This is a genomic window from Oleiphilus sp. HI0066 (assembly GCF_001635725.1).
Genome location: NZ_LWFH01000025.1, coordinates 1 through 20,601 on the forward strand (window position 1 = coordinate 1; position 20,601 = coordinate 20,601).

General features: G+C 43.9%; 18 protein-coding genes and 1 tRNA gene. All 19 read right to left on the minus strand.

Annotation, left to right across the window (positions count from 1 at the left end):
- Nucleotides 1-57: 57 nt before the first annotated feature.
- Nucleotides 58-948, minus strand: a complete 891-nt coding sequence (locus A3738_RS00700) for an AEC family transporter (protein WP_068476598.1) — start codon at nt 946-948, stop codon at nt 58-60.
- A gap of 49 nt (nt 949-997) precedes the next feature.
- Nucleotides 998-1,074 (minus strand) — tRNA-Pro (locus tag A3738_RS00705).
- A 125-nt stretch (nt 1,075-1,199) separates the two neighbouring features.
- Nucleotides 1,200-1,556 carry a MerR family transcriptional regulator gene (locus A3738_RS00710; protein ID WP_068476600.1) on the minus strand — a complete coding sequence of 119 codons (357 nt, stop codon included), beginning with the start codon at nt 1,554-1,556 and terminating at the stop codon, nt 1,200-1,202.
- Nucleotides 1,537-1,839 (minus strand): integration host factor subunit alpha, encoded by a 303-nt coding sequence (gene ihfA / locus A3738_RS00715; RefSeq protein WP_068503101.1) that lies wholly within the window; start codon nt 1,837-1,839, stop codon nt 1,537-1,539. Before ihfA ends, A3738_RS00710 begins: the two co-directional genes overlap by 20 nt.
- A gap of 3 nt (nt 1,840-1,842) precedes the next feature.
- Nucleotides 1,843-4,215, minus strand: a complete 2,373-nt coding sequence (gene pheT, locus A3738_RS00720) for a phenylalanine--tRNA ligase subunit beta (RefSeq protein WP_068476604.1) — start codon at nt 4,213-4,215, stop codon at nt 1,843-1,845.
- Between the two features lie 20 nt (nt 4,216-4,235).
- Nucleotides 4,236-5,234 carry a phenylalanine--tRNA ligase subunit alpha gene (pheS, locus tag A3738_RS00725; RefSeq protein WP_068476607.1) on the minus strand — a complete coding sequence of 333 codons (999 nt, stop codon included), beginning with the start codon at nt 5,232-5,234 and terminating at the stop codon, nt 4,236-4,238.
- 113 nt (nt 5,235-5,347) lie between these two features.
- Complete coding sequence (gene rplT / locus A3738_RS00730) at nt 5,348-5,707, minus strand: 50S ribosomal protein L20 (RefSeq protein WP_068476609.1); 360 nt, start codon at nt 5,705-5,707, stop codon at nt 5,348-5,350.
- Between the two features lie 32 nt (nt 5,708-5,739).
- Entirely contained in the window at nt 5,740-5,931 is a 192-nt protein-coding gene (rpmI, locus tag A3738_RS00735) for a 50S ribosomal protein L35 (RefSeq protein ID WP_068476610.1), read from the minus strand.
- A 76-nt stretch (nt 5,932-6,007) separates the two neighbouring features.
- On the minus strand, nt 6,008-6,526 hold the full coding sequence (infC, locus tag A3738_RS00740; RefSeq protein WP_068476613.1) for a translation initiation factor IF-3: 519 nt from the start codon (nt 6,524-6,526) through the stop codon (nt 6,008-6,010).
- A 72-nt stretch (nt 6,527-6,598) separates the two neighbouring features.
- Complete coding sequence (gene thrS, locus A3738_RS00745; RefSeq protein ID WP_068476615.1) at nt 6,599-8,536, minus strand: threonine--tRNA ligase; 1,938 nt, start codon at nt 8,534-8,536, stop codon at nt 6,599-6,601.
- Nucleotides 8,537-8,714: 178 nt separating this feature from the next.
- Nucleotides 8,715-11,075: an RND family transporter gene (locus A3738_RS00750; protein WP_068476617.1), complete on the minus strand. Its 2,361-nt coding sequence runs from the start codon at nt 11,073-11,075 to the stop codon at nt 8,715-8,717.
- Between the two features lie 37 nt (nt 11,076-11,112).
- Entirely contained in the window at nt 11,113-12,273 is a 1,161-nt protein-coding gene (locus A3738_RS00755; protein WP_068476618.1) for a YCF48-related protein, read from the minus strand.
- Between the two features lie 61 nt (nt 12,274-12,334).
- Nucleotides 12,335-13,717, minus strand: coding sequence for a DUF1329 domain-containing protein (locus A3738_RS00760; protein WP_068476621.1), 1,383 nt, complete (start codon nt 13,715-13,717; stop codon nt 12,335-12,337).
- A gap of 229 nt (nt 13,718-13,946) precedes the next feature.
- A complete protein-coding gene (pepN, locus tag A3738_RS00765; protein WP_068477300.1) occupies nt 13,947-16,577 on the minus strand; it encodes an aminopeptidase N in 2,631 nt (876 codons plus the stop codon).
- Between the two features lie 36 nt (nt 16,578-16,613).
- The gene (locus tag A3738_RS00770; RefSeq protein WP_231876486.1) at nt 16,614-17,441 is read right to left on the minus strand and encodes a DUF2797 domain-containing protein; all 828 of its coding nucleotides are present in this window, start codon (nt 17,439-17,441) and stop codon (nt 16,614-16,616) included.
- A 31-nt stretch (nt 17,442-17,472) separates the two neighbouring features.
- Nucleotides 17,473-17,730 carry a YeaC family protein gene (locus A3738_RS00775; protein WP_068477304.1) on the minus strand — a complete coding sequence of 86 codons (258 nt, stop codon included), beginning with the start codon at nt 17,728-17,730 and terminating at the stop codon, nt 17,473-17,475.
- Nucleotides 17,731-17,751: 21 nt separating this feature from the next.
- Nucleotides 17,752-18,648 (minus strand): rhomboid family intramembrane serine protease, encoded by an 897-nt coding sequence (locus A3738_RS00780; protein ID WP_068477306.1) that lies wholly within the window; start codon nt 18,646-18,648, stop codon nt 17,752-17,754.
- Nucleotides 18,645-19,604 carry a metallophosphoesterase gene (locus A3738_RS00785; protein WP_068477308.1) on the minus strand — a complete coding sequence of 320 codons (960 nt, stop codon included), beginning with the start codon at nt 19,602-19,604 and terminating at the stop codon, nt 18,645-18,647. The genes A3738_RS00780 and A3738_RS00785 overlap by 4 nt, the downstream gene beginning before the upstream one ends.
- A gap of 10 nt (nt 19,605-19,614) precedes the next feature.
- On the minus strand, nt 19,615-20,499 hold the full coding sequence (locus A3738_RS00790; protein ID WP_068477310.1) for an NAD(+) kinase: 885 nt from the start codon (nt 20,497-20,499) through the stop codon (nt 19,615-19,617).
- Between the last annotated feature and the right edge of the window lie 102 nt (nt 20,500-20,601).

Here is a 20,601-nt window from a genome sequence, read left to right on the forward strand (position 1 = left end):
AAACCAAAACAAGGCATGTGGTTAAAACCGTCACGCTAAAAAGCGTAATTAGATTCATTAAAGGACAAAAGTGAACACGATCGGGAGAGTAATAAGCGCCGATAGATTTCCTAACAACACGATAGATGCAACACGATCAGGCTCTTGATTCAACTGCTCTGCGATCAAAAAATTCAGTACTGCTGGAGGCAAAGCGGCAAAGATCACAAGCATCGCAATGAGATCTTTCGATAAACCTGTGAAAGGCAAAACCATTGCGAGCACCAATGCCAAACTCAATAAGCCAGAAAGTGGTGCCCAGATTGCTGAAACGAGCCCGAGACGGATATCAGAAAGTTGCGTTTGGGCCATTCGCGCACCTAGCGATAACAGCATTAGCGGGATGGATATCTGACCTAGCATTTCAACGCCAATAGCTACTGGTTGCGGCACAGAAAAATCTAAATAAGCGACCACAACACCCACGAGCGTTGCTTGCAAGATCGGGATTTTCAGTAACGATAATAAAGATGATTCTGTTCTTAACATCCGCATTCCCAAAGAAAAATGCAGTGTATTTTCAATCAAAAATAAAATCACAGCTGCTGCGATAGCCTGTTCGCCAAATGCAAGTAACAGTATCGGCAACCCTAAGTTTCCAGAGTTTCGAAACATCATTGGAGGAAGAAAAGTTCTCCAAGAAACACCTAAACGCTTCGTTAAAGGGATCGATAACAGACCAGGTAGGAGTACAACCAACACCGCAACAAATGAGAATAGCAAATACTGATCAAGCTCAATATTTTTTTGCGACAGTACTGAAAAAATTAGAAAAGGAGTAAATAGATTTAAATTCAGCTTATTCACAACTGACAAATCAGGCTGTGATTTTTTCGCAAAGAAAAAACCAACTCCCACAATTAAAATGATTGGTCCGAGTATTCCGATTATGCGATCGAACAATTCCATTACGATGTTCCAAATCGATTCAAAGAGAAACAACTTTAGAAAAGAAAAATGGTCGGGATGAGAGGATTTGAACCTCCGACCACCTACACCCCATGCAGGTGCGCTACCAGGCTGCGCTACATCCCGAAGAGACTACAAACGAGCGTTTGTGAGACGGCGCAATAATAACTTAGGCCCAAAAAGAAATAAACCTGATACACAAAAAAGCACGCCGAAGCGTGCTTTTATAATGTTGTAAGAGGCGCGAAAATTTAAGCGTTTAGAACTTCCAATACTTCTTCCAACTCAGCAATCATTTCTTTGATTAGCTGATTTGGTTTTTCGTTATCAGAACCATCCGAATCACTCGCCAACTTCTGCTTCGCTCCGCCAATGGTATAACCTTCATCATACAACAGACTTCTAATCTGTCGGATCATCAAGACATCTTGGCGCTGATAATAACGTCGGTTTCCGCGACGTTTAACAGGCGATAGCTGAGGGAATTCTTGCTCCCAATATCTAAGTACGTGGGCTTTGACGCCACATAGTTCGCTTACTTCACCAATTGTGAAGTAACGCTTTCCGGGAATAACCGGCAATTCGTGATTATGACTGGGTTCCAGCATATTCTTCTACTTTTGCTTTTAATTTTTGACCGGGTCTAAACGTTACCACACGACGAGCAGAAATGGGAATCTCTTCCCCCGTTTTGGGATTTCTGCCCGGGCGCTGTTTCTTATCGCGTAGATCGAAGTTACCAAAACCAGAAAGTTTGACTTGTTCATTGTGGGCCAAGGCATCACAAATCTCTTCAAAAAACGCTTCAACCATCTCTTTGGATTCGCGCTTATTCAAACCAACTTCCTCATATAGGCTTTCCGCCATATCTGCTTTGGTCAAAGCTCCCATGCTCTAACTCCTTATTTTTGCATCAAACCTCGCAGAAAGTGCAGTGACAACCTTGTCAAACGATTGAGTTATCTCTTCGTCATTCAACGTACGATCCACACGCTGCCAACTCATCCCCATCGCGATGCTCTTCAAACCATCACCTAGGTTGTCGCCAACATATACATCAAACACGTTCAAATCGACTAAGTCTTCACCCGCATTTTCGCGAACTACTGATTCAATATCCTGGTAAGAAACATCACTTTTTATAAGAATCGCTAGATCGCGTCTTACACCAGGATACTTCGAAACTTCAGTAAAATTAGACACTTGGCCTTTTACTGTTTCATCTAAGCGTAGTTCAAAGAGAAAGACTGAGCCATTCAAATCGAAAGTTTTTTGCAATTTAGGGTGTAATTTACCGAAATAACCAATAATTTCACCTTGCTTCACAATCTGAGCGCTCTGGCCAGGGTGCAAAGCACTATTTTGACCTTTCTCAAACGCGACTGATTTATCAATACTAAAGAGTAGTGCCTCTAAATCAGCTTTCACATCATAAAAATCAACAACACGTTTTTCGTTACACCAGTTTTCTTCAGCGACATTTCCGACGACAACGCCCGAGAGCATTCGCGTTTGAACAATCTCACCATCGACATCAATAAACTTGAGTCCGGTTTCGAAGAACTTAATTCGTGATTGTTGACGCTTCTGATTATATGAAGCGGCATTCAGTAGACCAGTCCAGAGCGAAGTGCGCATTACGCCCATATCTGTCGAGATTGGGTTTGCTAAAGGAATTGCCGTTTCATTCGGAGCCAATGCATCTTGCTGCGTTTGCTCAACAAAGCTGTACGTTATTGCCTCCTGATAACCGAGACTTACCAACTTATCTTCAAGGACGTGATAAGGCGTGGTCGCTTCATCATCAGCAACTAGATTTAATCCGCCTTGAGTGGTCGTTTTAGGAAGATTGTTATAACCATAAATTCGACCTACCTCTTCAACCAAATCTGGCTCGATGGAAATATCGAAACGATAGGATGGAATCGCAAACTCCCACGATACGTCGTCACTTGAAAGAAGCTCCAAACCTAAGCGAGTAAGAATGTCTACAACCTCATCACTCGGAATAGAAATACCTAGCAGAGACTCAAGTTTCTCGGCGCGTAACCGTACCGTTCTCTTTTCAGGCAAATTAGCTGTATCTGAAGTATCAACAACTGGACCAGCTTCGCCGCCCATAATCTGGAGCAGTAATTCTGTCGCACGTTCCATAGCAGTACGTTGCAATTCATGGTCGACACCTCGCTCATAACGATGCGAAGAATCAGTATGAAGACCATATGAACGCGCTTTGCCAGCAATAGCCAAAGGAGAGAAAAACGCACACTCAAGAAAAACATCTTGAGTCTTCGAGGTCACGCCAGTGTCTTGACCGCCCATAATGCCAGCCATCGCAAGAGGTCCTTTCTCATCAGCAATCACCAAAGTATCATCTCTGAGTTCTGCTTCTTGGCCATCTAGGAGCGTTAACTTTTCACCAGCTTTGGCGAAACGTACGTCGATTGAACCATTCAATGTATTCAAATCGAATGCGTGCATAGGTTGACCCAGCTCAAGCAAAATGTAATTTGTTACATCAACAGCGGGTTCAATGCTACGGAGACCACAACGACGAAGTTTCTCTGCCATCCATAATGGTGTTTCAGCATTTGGATTTACGCCACGAATGACACGTCCTAAATACTTAGGGCAAGCTTCGGAGGCCGTCAGTGAGACCGGGAAGGTATCATCAATGGTCGCGCTAAGTGCATTAACAACCGGAGCGGAAACCGCTTCTTTGTTCAAAACGCCGACTTCACGCGCAAGGCCTGCAATTGAGAGACAATCACTACGATTTGGAGTCAAATCAACTTCGATCGTGTTGTCATCGAGCTTTAGCCATTCATACACCGATTCACCTAAAGGTGCATCGAGCGGCAATTCCATCAAACCATCTGAGCTTTCTGCCAAACCAAGTTCCGCTTCTGCACATAACATCCCAAAAGACTCTACGCCTCTTAGTTTCGCTTTCTTGATTTTAAAATTACCTGGCAATAGCGCACCAACTTGAGCAAAAGGAATCTTGATGCCTGCGCGCGCATTCGGAGCTCCGCACACCACATTAAATGTTTCTTTGCCATCACTCACCTGACAAACTCTGAGTTTGTCAGCATCCGGGTGCTGTTCAGCAGAAAGGATCTCTGCCACGACAACGCCACTAAACTCGCCTGCAACACGTTCTATACCATCGACCTCAAGGCCTGCCATCGTAACTTGATGCAAAAGTGCTTCGGTTTCAATTGCAGGATTTACCCACTCTCTAAGCCATTGTTCGCTGAACTTCATTGAGATTCCACTTTCTATTTTTAATTAAATTGTTGAAGAAAACGAAGATCGTTTTCAAAGAACATTCTTAAGTCATTTACGCCATAGCGGAGCATGGCTAAACGCTCAACACCAAGACCAAATGCAAAGCCAGAATACTTCTCTGCATCAATGCCGCTAGCTTCAAAAACTTTCGGGTGCACCATTCCACATCCCATTACTTCAAGCCACTTAATAGAGCCGTCTGCATTGCGCCCCCATTCGATGTCGACTTCAGCCGATGGTTCTGTGAAAGGGAAATATGAAGGACGGAAACGCACTTCTAAATCTTTTTCAAAGAAGACTTTTAAGAACTCTTCAATCGTTGATTTAAGGTCGGCAAAACTAACTTTTTCCTCAACCAATAAACCTTCTACTTGGTGGAACATCGGTGTATGCGTTTGATCTGAGTCACAACGATAAACTCGTCCAGGACAAATCATACGAAATGGAGGTTCACCCTTTTCCATCGTGCGAACTTGCACAGGTGAAGTGTGCGTACGCAAAAGAGTATTGGCGTTGAAGTAGAAGGTGTCATGCATCGCTCTCGCTGGGTGATGCCCAGGAATATTAAGCGCTTCAAAGTTGTGGTAGTCGTCTTCGATCTCAGGACCCACTTCAACTGAATAACCCGCCTTAGCAAAAAACGATTCAATTCGACGCATCGTTTTTGTTACCGGGTGAAGGCCGCCAAGGTCGGTAGCTCGACCAGGCAAGGTAACATCAACCGCTTCAGACATGAGCTGTGCTTCAAGCGCTTTCTGTTCCATAGAATCTTTTTTAGTACTGAGGTTAGCCATGACGGCTTCTTTGGCCTCATTGATCTTAGCACCAGCTGCTGGTCGCTCTGCTGGATCTAGCTTGCCAAGACCTTTAAGTAATGCAGTGATTTGGCCTTTCTTACCAAGATAATCAACGCGTACCTGATCCAGTTCAGCGATAGTAGAGGCGTCGGATACCGCCTTGTTCGCGCTCTGGACGAGTTGATCTAGGTTTTCCATTTATTGTTCTCCGAAAACAAAAATAGGGGGCATAGCCCCCTATTAAAATGTGCTCGATTCGTGCGGGCTGCTGAATCTAAATTAGCTTTTCAACAGTTCCTCACAAACGGCTTTTAGTTAGCTAATGCTGATTTAGCCTTTTCAACAACCGCTGCAAATACAGGCGCATCGTTCATTGCGAGATCTGCAAGAACTTTACGATCGATTTCAACGTTTGATTTTTTCAAGCCAGCAATAAGACGGCTGTATGACAAACCGTTCAAACGCGCACCAGCATTGATACGTGCAATCCACAATTGACGGAATTGACGCTTACGCTGCTTACGGTCACGGTATGCATATTGACCAGCTTTGATAACTGCTTGTTTAGCTACACGAAATACTCGGCTACGAGCTCCGTAGTAACCTTTAGCTTGCTTTAATACTTTCTTGTGGCGACGGTGCGCGGTAACTCCACGTTTTACGCGAGGCATAGTGTTCTCCTAAACTAAATTTTTTGAACCAATTAGATACGCAACATGCGCTTGATTGACGCTTGATCCGCGTCTGCAACTTGCTTGCAACCGCGAAGCTGACGCTTACGCTTTGGCGACTTTTTGGTCAAAATGTGGCTAGTAAAGGATTGCTTATGCTTGAATCCGTTGGCTGTCTTTTTAAAGCGTTTAGCCGCACCGCTTTTTACTTTCATCTTAGGCATAATAACTCACTCCGCATTGGATCAATATTTGAGTAAAACAAAGCGCCTAGTTGTGGCGAGTAACCACAGCTGTGTTTTACTTTCTCTTTTTAGGGGCTAGAACCATCATCATTTGACGACCTTCCATTTTTGGTCGCTGTTCGACAGTGCCGTACTCTTCAAGATCACGTTCGATCCTTTCAAGTGCTTGCATGCCGATCTCCTGATGGGCCATTTCACGACCTCGATAACGAATCGTCACCTTAGCCTTGTCCCCATTTTCAAGGAAACGTATCAGGTTGCGCAGTTTTACCTGATAATCCCCTTCTTCCGTCCCTGGCCTTAACTTAATTTCTTTAACTTGGGTCTGCTTTTGCTTCTTGCGCTGAGCTGCCTTTTGTTTTTTCTCTTCGAATATCTTCTTGCCGTAGTCCATGATTTTACACACAACAGGATCGCTATCTGCAATCTGAACAAGATCCAAAGACACGCTTTCCGCTCTTGCAAGAGCATCTTTAAGAGGCACGATACCAACTTGTTCGCCATCCTCTGCAATTAAACGTACTTCGTCCGCTACGATATTCTCATTAATGGTGGCCTTCTTCGCCTTCCCCATTTGGTTATTTCGCTTAATGTCGAATTCTCCAATTAATCAAAAACAAAAAGACAGCGGTGAGGAAGCTAAACGCTACTCACTAGTGTCTGTGCTACGTCCTTTATTTTTAGACTCTTTTTCAAATAGTTCTAGTACTTGATCTTGAATCATCACACCAAGGTCTTCACCCTTGCGTGTTCGGACAGCCACGGTCCCACTTTCCATTTCCTTATCACCCACAACAAGCAAATAAGGAACCTTGGCAATTGTGTGCTCGCGGATTTTAAAGCCGATTTTCTCGTTTCTCAAGTCCAAGTGAGCCCTAAAGCCCTGTGTATATAGCTTTTCTCGCAATATTTCACAATATTCTGACTGTTTATCGGTAATATTTAAGATTACAGCCTGCTCTGGAGCTAACCAAAACGGCATCGCACCTTCGTAATGCTCAATCAATATACCAATAAAACGTTCTAAAGAGCCGAACAAAGCTCGGTGCAACATCACCGGCCGTTTGCCACGCTCACCCTCTTCATCGACATAAGAAATATCAAAGCGCTCAGGCAAGTTCATATCGACCTGTAAGGTACCGCACTGCCAATCTCGACCAATCGCATCTCTTAGCACAAATTCAAGCTTCGGGCCGTAGAAAGCTCCTTCACCCGGGTACAAAACATAATCCAAGTCCATAGCCTCAAGAGCGTTACTTAAAGCGCCCTCCAACTTGTCCCATACCTCATCACTACCAATACGCTTTTCTGGTCGAGTAGACAATTTGATTACTACATCATCAAATCCGAAGTCTTTATAGATATCCAAAACAAGAGCTACAACATCAATACACTCTTGTTCCATCTGCTGTTCAGTACAGTAGATGTGCGCATCATCTTGCGTAAAGTGGCGAACGCGCATTAAGCCATGCAAAGAACCTGAAGGCTCATAGCGATGCACCTTGCCGAATTCTGCCATGCGCAAAGGTAAGTCTTTATAGCTCTTGAGACCTTGTGAGAACATCAGCACTGAGCCAGGGCAGTTCATTGGCTTAAGTGCGAAATTACGACCATCTTCAGTATCAGTCGTAAACATGTTTTCTCGATAATTAAACCAGTGACCTGAAGTCTCCCAAAGGCTCCGATCCATAACGTCTGGGGTATTTACTTCAATATAACCGGCACGCTCTTGACGCACACGCATGTAGCCAATAAGGCTATTAAAGAGCTTCCAACCTTTCGGGTGCCAAAAAACTGATCCAGGCGCTTCGTCCTGCATATGGAACAAATCAAGTTTCTTACCGATCTTACGATGGTCACGCTTCTCTGCTTCAACTAAACGATTTAAATGCTGCTTAAGCTGTTTTTTATCCGCGAATGCTGTTCCGTAAATACGTTGCAGCATTTTGTTGTCAGAATCACCGCGCCAGTAGGCACCTGAAACTCGCATCAACTTAAAGTGATGGCAGAATTTCATGTTCGGTACATGCGGCCCACGACACATATCAATATATTCTTCGTGGTGATAAAGACCCGGCGTCGCATCTTTCGGAATATCACGTTCCAGAATCTCTAACTTATATGTCTCACCACGTTCTTTGAAGGTATCAACAGCTTCTTGCCAAGTTGCCACTTTCTTAACAACGTCATAATCCGTTTTAGCAAGCTCGAGCATACGCTTCTCGAGTTTTTCGACATCTTCGTCCGTTAACTTGTGCTCAAGATCGATGTCGTAATAGAAACCATTTTCGATAACAGGACCGATTGCCATTTTCGTGTTAGGCCACAATTGCTTGATCGCATGACCTAATAAATGCGCACAAGAATGACGAATAATCTCAACGCCTTCATCATCTCGACCGGTAATAATACTAAGCTCTGCATCGCCTTCGATGAGATCACAAGCGTCTTTTAATTCGCCATTAACACGGCCTGCAATGGTCGCTTTAGCTAAACCAGGACCAATATCCTGCGCAACTTCTAAAATGGAGACTGCTTTATCAAAAGAACGGCTAGAACCGTCGGGAAGAGTAATTACTGGCACATCAACCTCGCTTCAGTGGTGGCCCCTACAATGGGTCACATGATGGTATAAAAAATAAAAGAGAGCGGATTTTATACGATTCGCTCCAAAATGAAACAGCCGACTATAAAAGTCGGCCATATTTAATAATTTGTGAGAACAACGCCCGATATCTAGATCGAACACTGTACTCAAGAATTTATGCCGTTTTCTTGGTTTTCACCAAGAAACGCGCAAGCGCTGGAAGCAACCACATTGAACCGATCATGTTCCACAAGAACATAAAGAACAACAAGATTCCCATATCTGCTTGGAACTTAATCGGAGAGAAGATCCAGGTACAAACACCAATACCCAAAGTAACACCAGTGAAGCTTACTGCTTTACCTGTCGTACGAAGTGTTTGGAAATAAGCCTCCTGCAAAACCAAGCCTTCTTTCAACTTAGTCTCTAGCTGGCTGTAAATATAGATCCCATAATCGACACCAATACCCACACCAAGCGCAATAACTGGCAAAGTTGCCACCTTCACACCAATGCCTAATTGCGCCATTAGCGCCTCACACAGAACTGACGTTAAGGCTAGAGGAGTGATGATACACACTACTGCCGCAATCGAACGGAAGGTAATCAAACACAAGAAACTGACCACTGCATAAACAGAAAGCAGCATCACAGTTTTCGCTTTTTCAATCACCTGATTAGTTGCGGCTTCAACACCGGCATTACCTGCCGCGAGCAGGAACTCATAGTTTTCGCTCGGGTACTCTTCAATTAAGACCTGCATCTCTTGTATCACACGATCAAGTGTCTCAGCCTTATGGTCATCGAGATACACGATCATTGGCGTCATACTACAGTCCGTATTCATCAAGCCCGATGGCGCTCGTTGAATAGATGAATTGATAATCGACTGATTACGCGATAATTCGAACCACTTAAAACTACCTTCGTTCAATGCTTTAGTAACAAGCTTAGAGACCGTTACGAGCGACGCTGTAGATTGCACACCTTCAACATTCTCTAGACGCCATTGCATGCGATCCATTACGTCCAATAACTCATACGAAGCACATTGCTCTGGCGGAGTTTTCACCATCACAACAAGAATATCAGCACTGGTACTGTAGTTATCAATAATAAATTCATTATCTAGGTTGTATCTGGAGTCTGGCCTTAGCTCCGGAGCACCACGATCTAAGTCACCAATTTTTAGATCTTTTTGATAGTACAGACCAATTACACAGCCTAGGATCGCAATCATAATAGAGATAGGTGCAATACTCTGATGAGACATAAATGAAAGCACACGCCATGGTTTATGATCACTCATTTCAACCTTCTTCGCATGCTTCAGTCCGCCTTTACTCAAACCGGTATAAGACATCATCACTGGGTGCAAAATAAGGTTCGTCACAATGATCACAGCGACACCTAGACCTGCGGCAACAGCTAGGTCACGAATAACTTCAATCTCAATGAAGAACAACGTTAAGAAACCAATCGCATCACTCACTAAAGCCAAAATGCCCGGACGCACTAAGTTACGAAATGCCATGCGTGCACTCATAAGCGCATTTAGGCCCGAGGCTTGCTGAACAGCAATCTGATTTACAATTTGAACACCGTGGCTAATACCAATCGCAAATACCAGGAATGGAATTAGCACCGAATACGGGTCGAGCCCATAACCAAACAAACGCAATAAACCGAGCTGCCAAATAACAGCGACAATAGAAGTCACAATTGGAATCACTGTCGCGATTGGACAGCGAGAATAGATATACAAGAAGCTAAGTGTTAAACCGATAGTAACAAGCGCGAACGTCGCGATCGCACCAATACCGTCAATCAAGTCACCGACTTTTTTCGCAAAGCCTACAATATGAATCGAAATATTTGGATTAGATGCTTGGTATTTCTCGCGAACCTTTTCCTCAAGCTCTTTAGAGAACGCTTGGTAATCGAGAGGCTCTTGAGTTTCTGGGTTAATTTCAAATAACGGCGCATAAATAATGGTCGATTTGAAGTCATCGGCAACTAAACTACCAACTTGACCAGACTTCAATATATTGGCACGCAACTGATCCAATGATGCTTGAGAACCATCATAACCGTTAGGAATAACAGGGCCACCCTGAAAACCATCTTCGGTTACTTCGACCCAACGCACGTTTGGCGTCCAAAGAGACTTCAAAGATGATCGGTCAACACCCGAGAGATAAAACACCTCATCAGTCAATTCACTAAGCGTCTCCATGTACGCTTTGTTAAAAATATCTCCATCTTTCGCTGCTACAGCAATACGAATAAAGTTTCCTAAATTCTCCAAATCAGAACGGTTGTCCATCATATTTTGAACAAACTCATGCTCTAACGGAATCAATCGCTCAAAAGATGCATCGGGTTTTATTTGGGCTGCGTTAAAGCCTAAAAAAGCGGTTATTAGAAGAAAAATCCCCAGAATCACTGGGCGATTTTTAAATATTAAGCGCTCCGCGACCGTACCGGAACCAACACTATTGTTCGTTCCCGCAGAACTTTGATCGGCATTTGCCATTCGTAAATCCTCTTACACTATCACTAGTAAAAATTGTCTAAAGATTCTTGCCTGATGGACTAACTAACTCCACGCCAGACTCACCCACGAGCGCCAAACGATCACGAGTAATGTAAACCATCGCAGTATGACCTAAACGATCTGCGCGGGAATACGAAGAGAATGTTTCACCGCCATCATTGCTGACTATCACAGTCCCTGCATTACCAGTAATGCTAATTTGCTTATTACCATCTAACGCACCGCCCATCAGTGAACTTTCTGTGCCCGAATCAACTTTTGACCACGAGCGACCAGCATTGACGGTCTTAAACAAGTTTCCACGGAGACCAAATACCAAGGCGCTGTTTTTATCCTTGAGAGGCAAAACACCGAAAAACGAACCTTCATACGGACTATTTACCGTATCCCAAGATTGACCTTTATCACTTGAGGTAAACAACACACCCGCTTCACCTGCAATGATCAAATTGCCACCTTCAAGAACCTTAATCGCGTTCAAATGAAAACGATCTAAGTTATCCAGACGGTCGCCGGCATTTTCCCATGTGCGACCACCATCTGTCGTTTCGAACAAAAACCCATAAGCACCCACTGCAAAACCATGCGTGTCAGTCAAAAATGCAACATCTAAGAAAGGCTTTGACGCACCAATTTCAGCATCAAGTTCAGCATCCTCGAGCGCATATTGAGCATCTTCAAGTTCATACTCGAGATCTTCGTCTGAGCCACCACTTTCATCTAATTCAAACTCTAACTCAGCGATGTAAGCTTCGGCTTGCTCTATGATGGATTGATTAGCTTGGTTACCATCAAACTGTTTCACCCAGCTTAAACCACCGTCATTTGAATGCAGAATGACTCCGCCATGACCAACTGCCCACCCTTTATCCGACGAGACAAAATCAACAGCAGTGAGTAAAACAGATACAGGAACATCCGCTTGCTGCCAAGAAGATCCTCGCGAATCAGAATGAATAATGTGGCCTCGCGCGCCAACAGCAACTAAACGCTGACCAAGATTTTCAATATCAACCAATAAATATTCAGAGGCTAATTCAGAAGGGTAGGAAGGAGTATTTAATACATCCGTTGCTTGAAGCGAAAACGAGCTACCTACAACACTCGCCCCTATAAATGCTTGCGCTAGCTTTCGTCCCCCTAGAAGACCAAAACAGCGATGAAAAATAGAATTCATCTATTATCCTTAAAACGTTCAAACGCCCCATTTAATGGAGCGTCATGTAACTATAAGATGGTTATCGTGCTCGGCGACGCAAAGACTGCGGCTTAAAATAACGTTTACCAGGAACCTTGCTTTCAAACAAAGGGGCCTGTCGTTCTTCAGAGTACAATCCATTGACACTATATCGACGCGACTGCAAGTCATGAAAAACATCCGAGGTAGTCCAAGTGCCCGGCAATTCGTAATAGTTTTTCAGCATTGCAGCGCTTACTCTCCAAAGCTCACCACGGTTGTCATACTGATCAACCAAAGCAATACTCCAAGAGTCTTCATCTATATAAAACACTCGCTTCTTGTATATGTGGCGAGCTCCTTTTTTGAGGTTTGCTTCTACGACATGCACTCGGTGTAATTCCCAGCGCACATACTCTGGGTTCAAGTGCCCAGGCATAACTAAGTCATCGTATTTAACACCCTCACGCCCAATCTTATAGTTATTGTACGGAATAAAGATTTCCTGAACGCCTTTATATTCCCAATCATAGCGATCAGGCGCGCCATTATACATATCTGTGTCGTCAGCGGTACGAGTATTATCCGATGAAGCAATCGGAGAATCGTAAGCTAAGTTTGGAGCACGACGCACACGGCGCTGTCCAGCATTGTAATCCCATGCTTGGCGTGCATCTTCAGACTGGTCTAATGTTTCGTGAACAAGCAAAGCACCACCAGCAAGTCGCGCAGGCGCTTTGTTAAAGGTTAAGAAATAGAACAAGATGTTATCCATTTCTTTAAAGCTTCCCTCTGGGTTATGGAAGTTAAAGAAAACCTCTTGTTGCTTGGTTATAGGCGTGAATCGGCCATCTCTTTGAACGGCAACCTCTGTGTAGCGACCTTCAAGAAAAATACCGCGCCAACGTGTTAAATGGTTCCAGATCGCTTGCAAAGCTTTGTCTTGATTGCTGCCATGAAGTATTGGAAATGGGATGCCACCGTATGCGTCATTAATTCCCACACCGCCCTTTGACAAGGTAGCGGTCGTCGCATTTTCTTTCGTATTTTGATTTACCCAATCCGGCATAGCATGTGTGCGTCGAGTTGGGTAAACATCCATTGAAAAGCTATTTGGATAAGCTTCCATCAAGGCGTATTGCCCTGGAGTCATATATTTCTCAAAGCCTGGATAGTTGCTTTTATCAATGCTGAATTTAATTTTGTCATCGGGAAAAGGATCTACATGATGGTGCCCTGCCCCTTCATATCCAGCCGGCGGCGTCTTTAGACCACCATTCCAAGCAGGTATCGTACCCGCTTCATTGCCTTCCATTATAGAGCCAAACGGCGTAAGGGACTTGCCCAGTTTATCGGCCTCAGCTTGCGATACTTTCGCATCAACACTCGCAGCAAACGTACCGCAAGCAAGCACCGAGCCTAAAAGCAATGTTCTTATTGTCATGAGATTTCCTTTATTAAAACAAGGCTGATCCACAAGAAAAGGATCTGAAAAGCCAATGCAGTTTTATAACTATATCTAATTAACTTTTAGCAGAAATTTCGTCTCTGTCTAACGAATTTTTGTTATAAATTATTTCAAGAGGAAGGCTTAAGCCTATGTTTTAACGTAAGATTTGAGCAAATACGGAAAGCATGCCATGCATGCTTTCCGTTAAAAATGAGATATGCGTTTATGATACGAGACTCTTATCAACCACCTCTCTAAGATCTTTAGAAAGATTCGACTTGCCTTGAATTCGCGTTAACTGACTTCGTAACAATGCTTGGCGTGCAGGATTATATTTTTTCCAACGCGTCAACGGCGTGGCTAATCGCGAGGCGATTTGAGGATTTAGATCGTCCAACTTTATGATTTGGTCTGCCAAGAAGGCATAAGCTGAACCATCTAACTTATGGAAATTCTCTAAATTCTGATTTGCAAAAACACCTACAACCGAACGCAGTTTATTTGGATTCAAGAAATCAAAATCAGGATGCTCCATCAACGATTGAATGTGTGTTAAATCAGCATATGAAGACGCTGACGATTGCACAGAGAACCATAACTCCATAACCTGAGCATCTTCTTTCCACTGATCATAAAAACGTGCCAATAAGTCATCGGCATCTTGCTTGTTGCCCGAGGCAATCATGGCAGACAATGCTCCAACTTGGTCTGTCATATTCTGAGCATTAACAAACTGCTTGCGACAAAGGCTCATGAATTCATCATTCGCATTGGCTGACAACAGTGCTAAACAAGTATTTCGAAGCCCTCGAACAGACATTTCAGCGTAACTTAGGCCTTTCTCGCACCCCTGATTACGCTGATAACATGCAACCAGTTCCTTCTGTAAATCGAACGCTAATTGCTTACGAGCGAGATTTCGCGCAGTACAAATAGCATCCACATCAGCTTCTTCTGCTAGCTCAATCAGATAAGCAGCACTTGGCAGTTGCAACAGTTTGCTGACCATCGCTTTGTCTAATGACTCGTTGCTAATGATGCTTCGAATCGCGCCGACATAGGCACTAGAGAGCTGAGCATTACCACCGTTCTTCACCGTTGAGATCATGGCATTCAATTCAAGCAATGCTAGGCTTTGCGCAGCATCCCAGCGGTTAAAACCGTCTGAATCATTCGCCATCAAAAACAAAAGCTGATGTTGTGTGTAGTTATAATTTAGTTTTACTGGGGCAGAGAAGCCGCGCAACAACGACGGAATGGGTTCTTCTGGAATGCCTTCCAAAACAATGCTTTGTGTTTTCTCGGTCAACTCAAAAACTGCGCTTTTTTGACCACCAAATGCAGACAACGCTTGTTCGCCACCATCCCCATTAAGTAAGGCTAGCTCAATCGGGATAACGAACGGCTCTTTGACTTCCTGCTGAGGCGTGGGCGGACATGATTGCTCAAAGTGCAATATGTAAGTTTGCGCTTGCGCATCAAACTCACTCGAGACGTTTACTCTTGGCGTTCCACTTTGCGTATACCAACGCTTAAATTGACTCAGATCTTTTCCTGAGACTTCTTGCATTGCTGCAACAAAATCATCCGTCGTTGCGGCTTGCCCATCATGGCGATCAAAGTATAAGTCAGATCCCTTGCGGAACAGTTCAGCGCCTAACAAGGTATGGAGCATACGCACAACTTCTGCGCCTTTTTCATACACGGTTAAGGTATAGAAATTAGAGATCTCCATATACGAGGCAGGACGTACAGGGTGCGACATAGGGCCAGCGTCTTCGGCAAACTGCGCAGTGCGGAGTAAAGCAACGTCTTCGACACGTTTTACAACACGTGAATTCATATCAGCAGAAAACTCTGCATCACGAAAAACCGTAAATCCTTCTTTTAAGCTTAGCTGGAACCAGTCTCGACACGTGACCCGGTTACCCGACCAATTATGGAAATACTCATGCGCAACGATCGCTTCAATACGCTGATATGAAGCATCTGTCGTGGTATCGGGTTTTGCTAGAACACAAGAAGAATTAAAAATGTTCAAGCCCTTGTTTTCCATGGCCCCCATATTGAAGTCATCGACCGCGACAATCATGAAAATATCGAGGTCATACTCACGACCATAGACCTCTTCATCCCACTTCATAGAGCGTTTCAAAGCATCAAGGGCATAATCACACTTAGTTGAGTTTTTGTGTTCGACAAAAATTTCGAGACGCACCTCTCGACCACTCATTGTCGTGAAGGTATCTTTTTGACAATGCAAATTACCCGCTACGAGTGCAAACAAATAACACGGCTTCGGGAAGGGGTCATTCCAAACCGCAAAATGACGTCCTCCATCCAATTCGCCTGATTCAATCAAATTGCCATTCGATAGCAAATTTGGATACAAGGATTTATCTGCCTCGATTCTTGTCGTAAAGATCGTTAAGACATCAGGACGGTCGAGATAGTAAGTAATGCGTCGAAAACCCTCGGCTTCACATTGGGTACAGAACATTGTCGATGACTTGTAGAGTCCTTCTAATCGCTTGTTCTCTTGAGGCTTAATCCACGTCACGATTTCTAACTGACAGTCTGCCGGCATATCTGAGATGCTTAGACCGGACTCTGTCACCAAGTAACGATCACTATTTAATAGAGCTCCATCAATACTGACCGAGCGCAATTCTAATTCTTCGCCGTCCAACGCCAACTCTGTCGACTCGGAATCCAAATCTTTAACAACGTGCATAAGATTCGTTACTTCAGCGCCGTCCTCGAATAGCTTAAAGCTCAAAGAAATACTCTCTACGAGGAAGTTCGGTTTTTGATAGTCTTTTAGATATGTGATGTTTGCTGCTGCGTCTTTCATCTTTGTATTCCTAGAGCCCTCGCTATGCATAATTGCTTAGGCATAAATTGAAACTTCATACGAGCCATATTTTCGAATATTTAAACAAGCTTGTTCGAAAATTAGATACTGCCCTTTTATTGCCATCAATGTGTCTTCAATCTCTGGCGTCTTATCCAAATTGTATGTTTTCGCTTTTTCAGGCCAAGCCAAATGAGGGTATTCAAATGAATATTCATTGCCGCTTATAAGCCATTCTATGTGCTCATCTGGATAGTCTTGCTTCAGCTCAGACAGGTAGTCGCCAACCTCTGCAAACAAACGTTCACGCTCTGCAGCGAGATCCATTACCTCTACATCATGCTTAAGCATTTTGCGCCAATTAGTCCTATCCCCTACCCACTCTCTTAGCTTATTTTCAATTAAACCAGAAAGCTTACGGCTAGAAACCTGCGCGATAGGCAATGCTTGAATTGCGCCTTGATCGATCCAGCGCGTGGGAACTTGTGTGCCTCGCGTTATACCTACTTTTAGACCACTCGAGTTAGCCAAATATACGACATGCGGTTGCAAACAATGCATTTCACCCCATCTTGGCTCGCGACACGTCCCTTCTTCGTAATGACACAATTCAGGACTCATGATGCATTTATCGCAGCTCGCAAGCTTTTGAAAACACGGATAGCAAAAGCCTTGATTAAAACTTTTCTTTGTGACTCTCTGGCAATTTGAACAACGAATCTCTTGTTCAAATACAAACTTCATTGGCTTACCCAGATACTCAGACATATTTAAGGCCGAATCACCTACATGAAGTTGATAAGCGATTGGCGTCTGATGATCGACTGCCATTTTCTGCAAACGACCACGCGCTAATAATTCCAAAATAACCTCTTATATTTTTATTAATTCTGCTCTAGTGCAACACACGCAAAGGCACTTCATCAGATGGATCATCACCTTTTTTCTTTTTCTTCGTGGTATCCACATACCCAACACGATCTTTCTCAGGAATATCGTGAGCGTCTTCGTAAACGATCACTGTTTGTAAGCAGATTTCTTTTTGCTCTTTCGTCAACGTTCGGCCGTCGGGCCACTTTCCTAATTCCAGTGCCTTTTTAAATCTTTCATACAACTCTGGGTCTAGCTGCTTTGCAGCATCTTCAAAATTCATATATCTCCCCCTAGACCATTTTCATGGCGCGCTATTGCGCTTAGCCGTTAAACCAAACACAAGCCAACCTAAAACAAGGCCACTTAACAATCCGTACAAATGCGCTGAATTAGCCATAGCCCCTAAGCCAATCCATTCTGTTAGTGGCGTATAACCAATTACCAACCAGACCAACGCAAACTTAAATAATCCATCCGGCATGAAAACGCGACGATCATAATGCGACCAAACTCGGGTATAGCCAAACAAGCCGTACACAACACCCGACAATCCCCCAAACAAATAGCCGCCATCTAAAAGTTGCGCGACATTCGATATGACAGAGACAACAACGATCAACACAAATAATGCGAGCGCACCTTTTCGATACTCAAGCTGCCCGCCTAGAATCCAAAACATCAACAAGTTAAAAACAATGTGCAAGAGACTAAAATGAAGCATATCTGGCGAGAATAAACGCCATATCTCTCCAGACTGCATGGTTTCGACCAATGCAGACCAACGCCCCTCAATAGAATTCAAGTTCATCGAAATATCGAAAGGATTGACGATCAGTAGAGCTCTTAAGACTTCACCACCTCCACCAAGATCCGTTAACCAAGCAACGAGCACACAAAGAGAAATGACTATAAAAACGAGTGGAGCCTGTTGCGGTGTTACACGATCATACCCAGCAGAGAAACGCACCTTTAAAGGTGACGAGGCCGCATTCGCAGCAGATAACTGCTGCTCTAATTCAGGATGCTCCAAGTACGAATTCAAAGCCTCTAGAACTTGATCCTTATTCTCTAAGCGCTGAAGTTCTAGCACTAACTCTCCACCTAGCTCAGAGATTCGGTGCTCAACGCCCTGGCGACGTAACCATTCTGAAAAAGGCTGTAGATTTTTATCGATCGATACGCGTGCTACTTCATTCATGATGGCGTGACATCTACCCAGACAAATTTATTAGCATCTAGTGCCATTTCATCATCCATACGATAAGCGACTAATTTTCCGTATTTCACGGCACTATAGTCCAGGCAAGCAACATTTGGCGTGATAGGAGCGGGGGCTCCCGACATCCAATAGTGACCAACAAATACTGGCACCTCGTCTTTGCCGTAATACATCAAATGATCTAACTCTTGCTCAGAGAGTTTTCGATCCAGCAATCCATCAGGCAATGGGTCAGGCTGAAATACAACATCTGAATAGGTTTTAGGGTCATCGTTCCAAAACTTAGTCCGGAACATATTGCGGATATACCCATCCTTACTAACGATGCTCTCCCCATCAGGAAGCTTTAATGATGTGCCTCGCGTCATGCGATCGACCATTTTTTCTAGAAAGGTTCCATCGCGAGCAGACTCATACAACATATCCATCGACAAGCTACGAGAAGGACTCATCGTATTAAAATGTTCGATAGCATGGCGATCCCAACAAGCATGCACGACTCGAAAATGGCCCTTGTCGAGATACAAGGGGATCGTATGAAACCATGACAGGAACATCTGCCATTCTTCGGGGTATGGTTCAAACTGCTCCAGCGTTTCGCGTATTTGGCGATGATTACGCGCGTTATGCTCACGCAAGAACAAATGATCTTCGGCATCGCGACCACGCGTGCAATAACACATCGCATTATATTCATGATTACCCAACACAATTTCAGCCTGGCCAGCATCCACCATGTTTTTAACGATATGAAGAGCCTCGCGAATACGAGGACCTCTGTCGACAATATCACCAACAAAAATGACCTTTCGACTATCATGGCGAAAACATCCGTTTTCATGTTGATAGCCCATTTTAAGCAGCAGCTTTTCTAGCGTTTGGGCGCATCCATGAACGTCACCGATCAGGTCATAACCTTGAACATGTTCACTCATACTACGTCACTTAACTCTCAATTAAGTTATGAGCCCAACCTAGCTTCTTACGACACGTTTCATAGAAATTGTGCGAGGTTGGATGAATCAATCTTACTAAGTAAGGTTTTTTGGTGATACTAACTGTGTCACCTGGCGCTACAGGAATGTGATACTGGCCATCACAACTTACTTGTGGATATATCTCGTTCGCTTCACCAATCACAATCTTTATTTCACTTTTCCCGTCTACCACAATAGGTCTGCTACTCAGCGTATGAGGGAACATTGGAACAAGAGCAATTGCATCTAACTTGGGATGGAGAAGAGGGCCACCTGCAGACAAAGAATATGCGGTTGATCCTGTTGGGGTACTGACAATCAAACCATCAGAGCGCTGGCTATATACGAATTGTCCCTCAACAAAGAGATCAAAGCCGATCATTCGTGTCGATTTACCAGGATGCAGAACAATGTCATTCAAACCTGAACCGTAACCGACCGGCTCACCATTTCGGCGCACCAATACATCAAGTAAAAAGCGTTTTTCTTCGACATAGTCACCTTCTAAAACGGCATCGACTCCATCTTCAATTTGTTCAGGAGAAATATCCGTAAGAAAACCTAATCGCCCACGATTCACTCCTAATAAAGGAACGTTTGATTTAGCGAGTTCCCGAGCTGCTCCTAATAGGCTTCCGTCGCCACCAATTACAATAACAAGGTCGCACACCTCACCCATCATCTTTACGCTAGATACCTGCAAACCATGACCTGGCATTAATTCAGCCACTTGCTCCTCAAGAATAATATGGTACCCCTCTGACACGAGGTAGCGTTTCAAACGGCGCAACGTTTCTATGACCGTTGCACTACCGAGGCGGCCAATCAAACCAATATGCGTAAAATTTTCCATAAAAAAGGGTGACTCCAAAGAAGCACTTAAAGAGATTTTTTTGCTCTAGCTGTGGGATTTTTTAACCGAAGCAATTTAGACTTACGACAATAGTATCAGAAA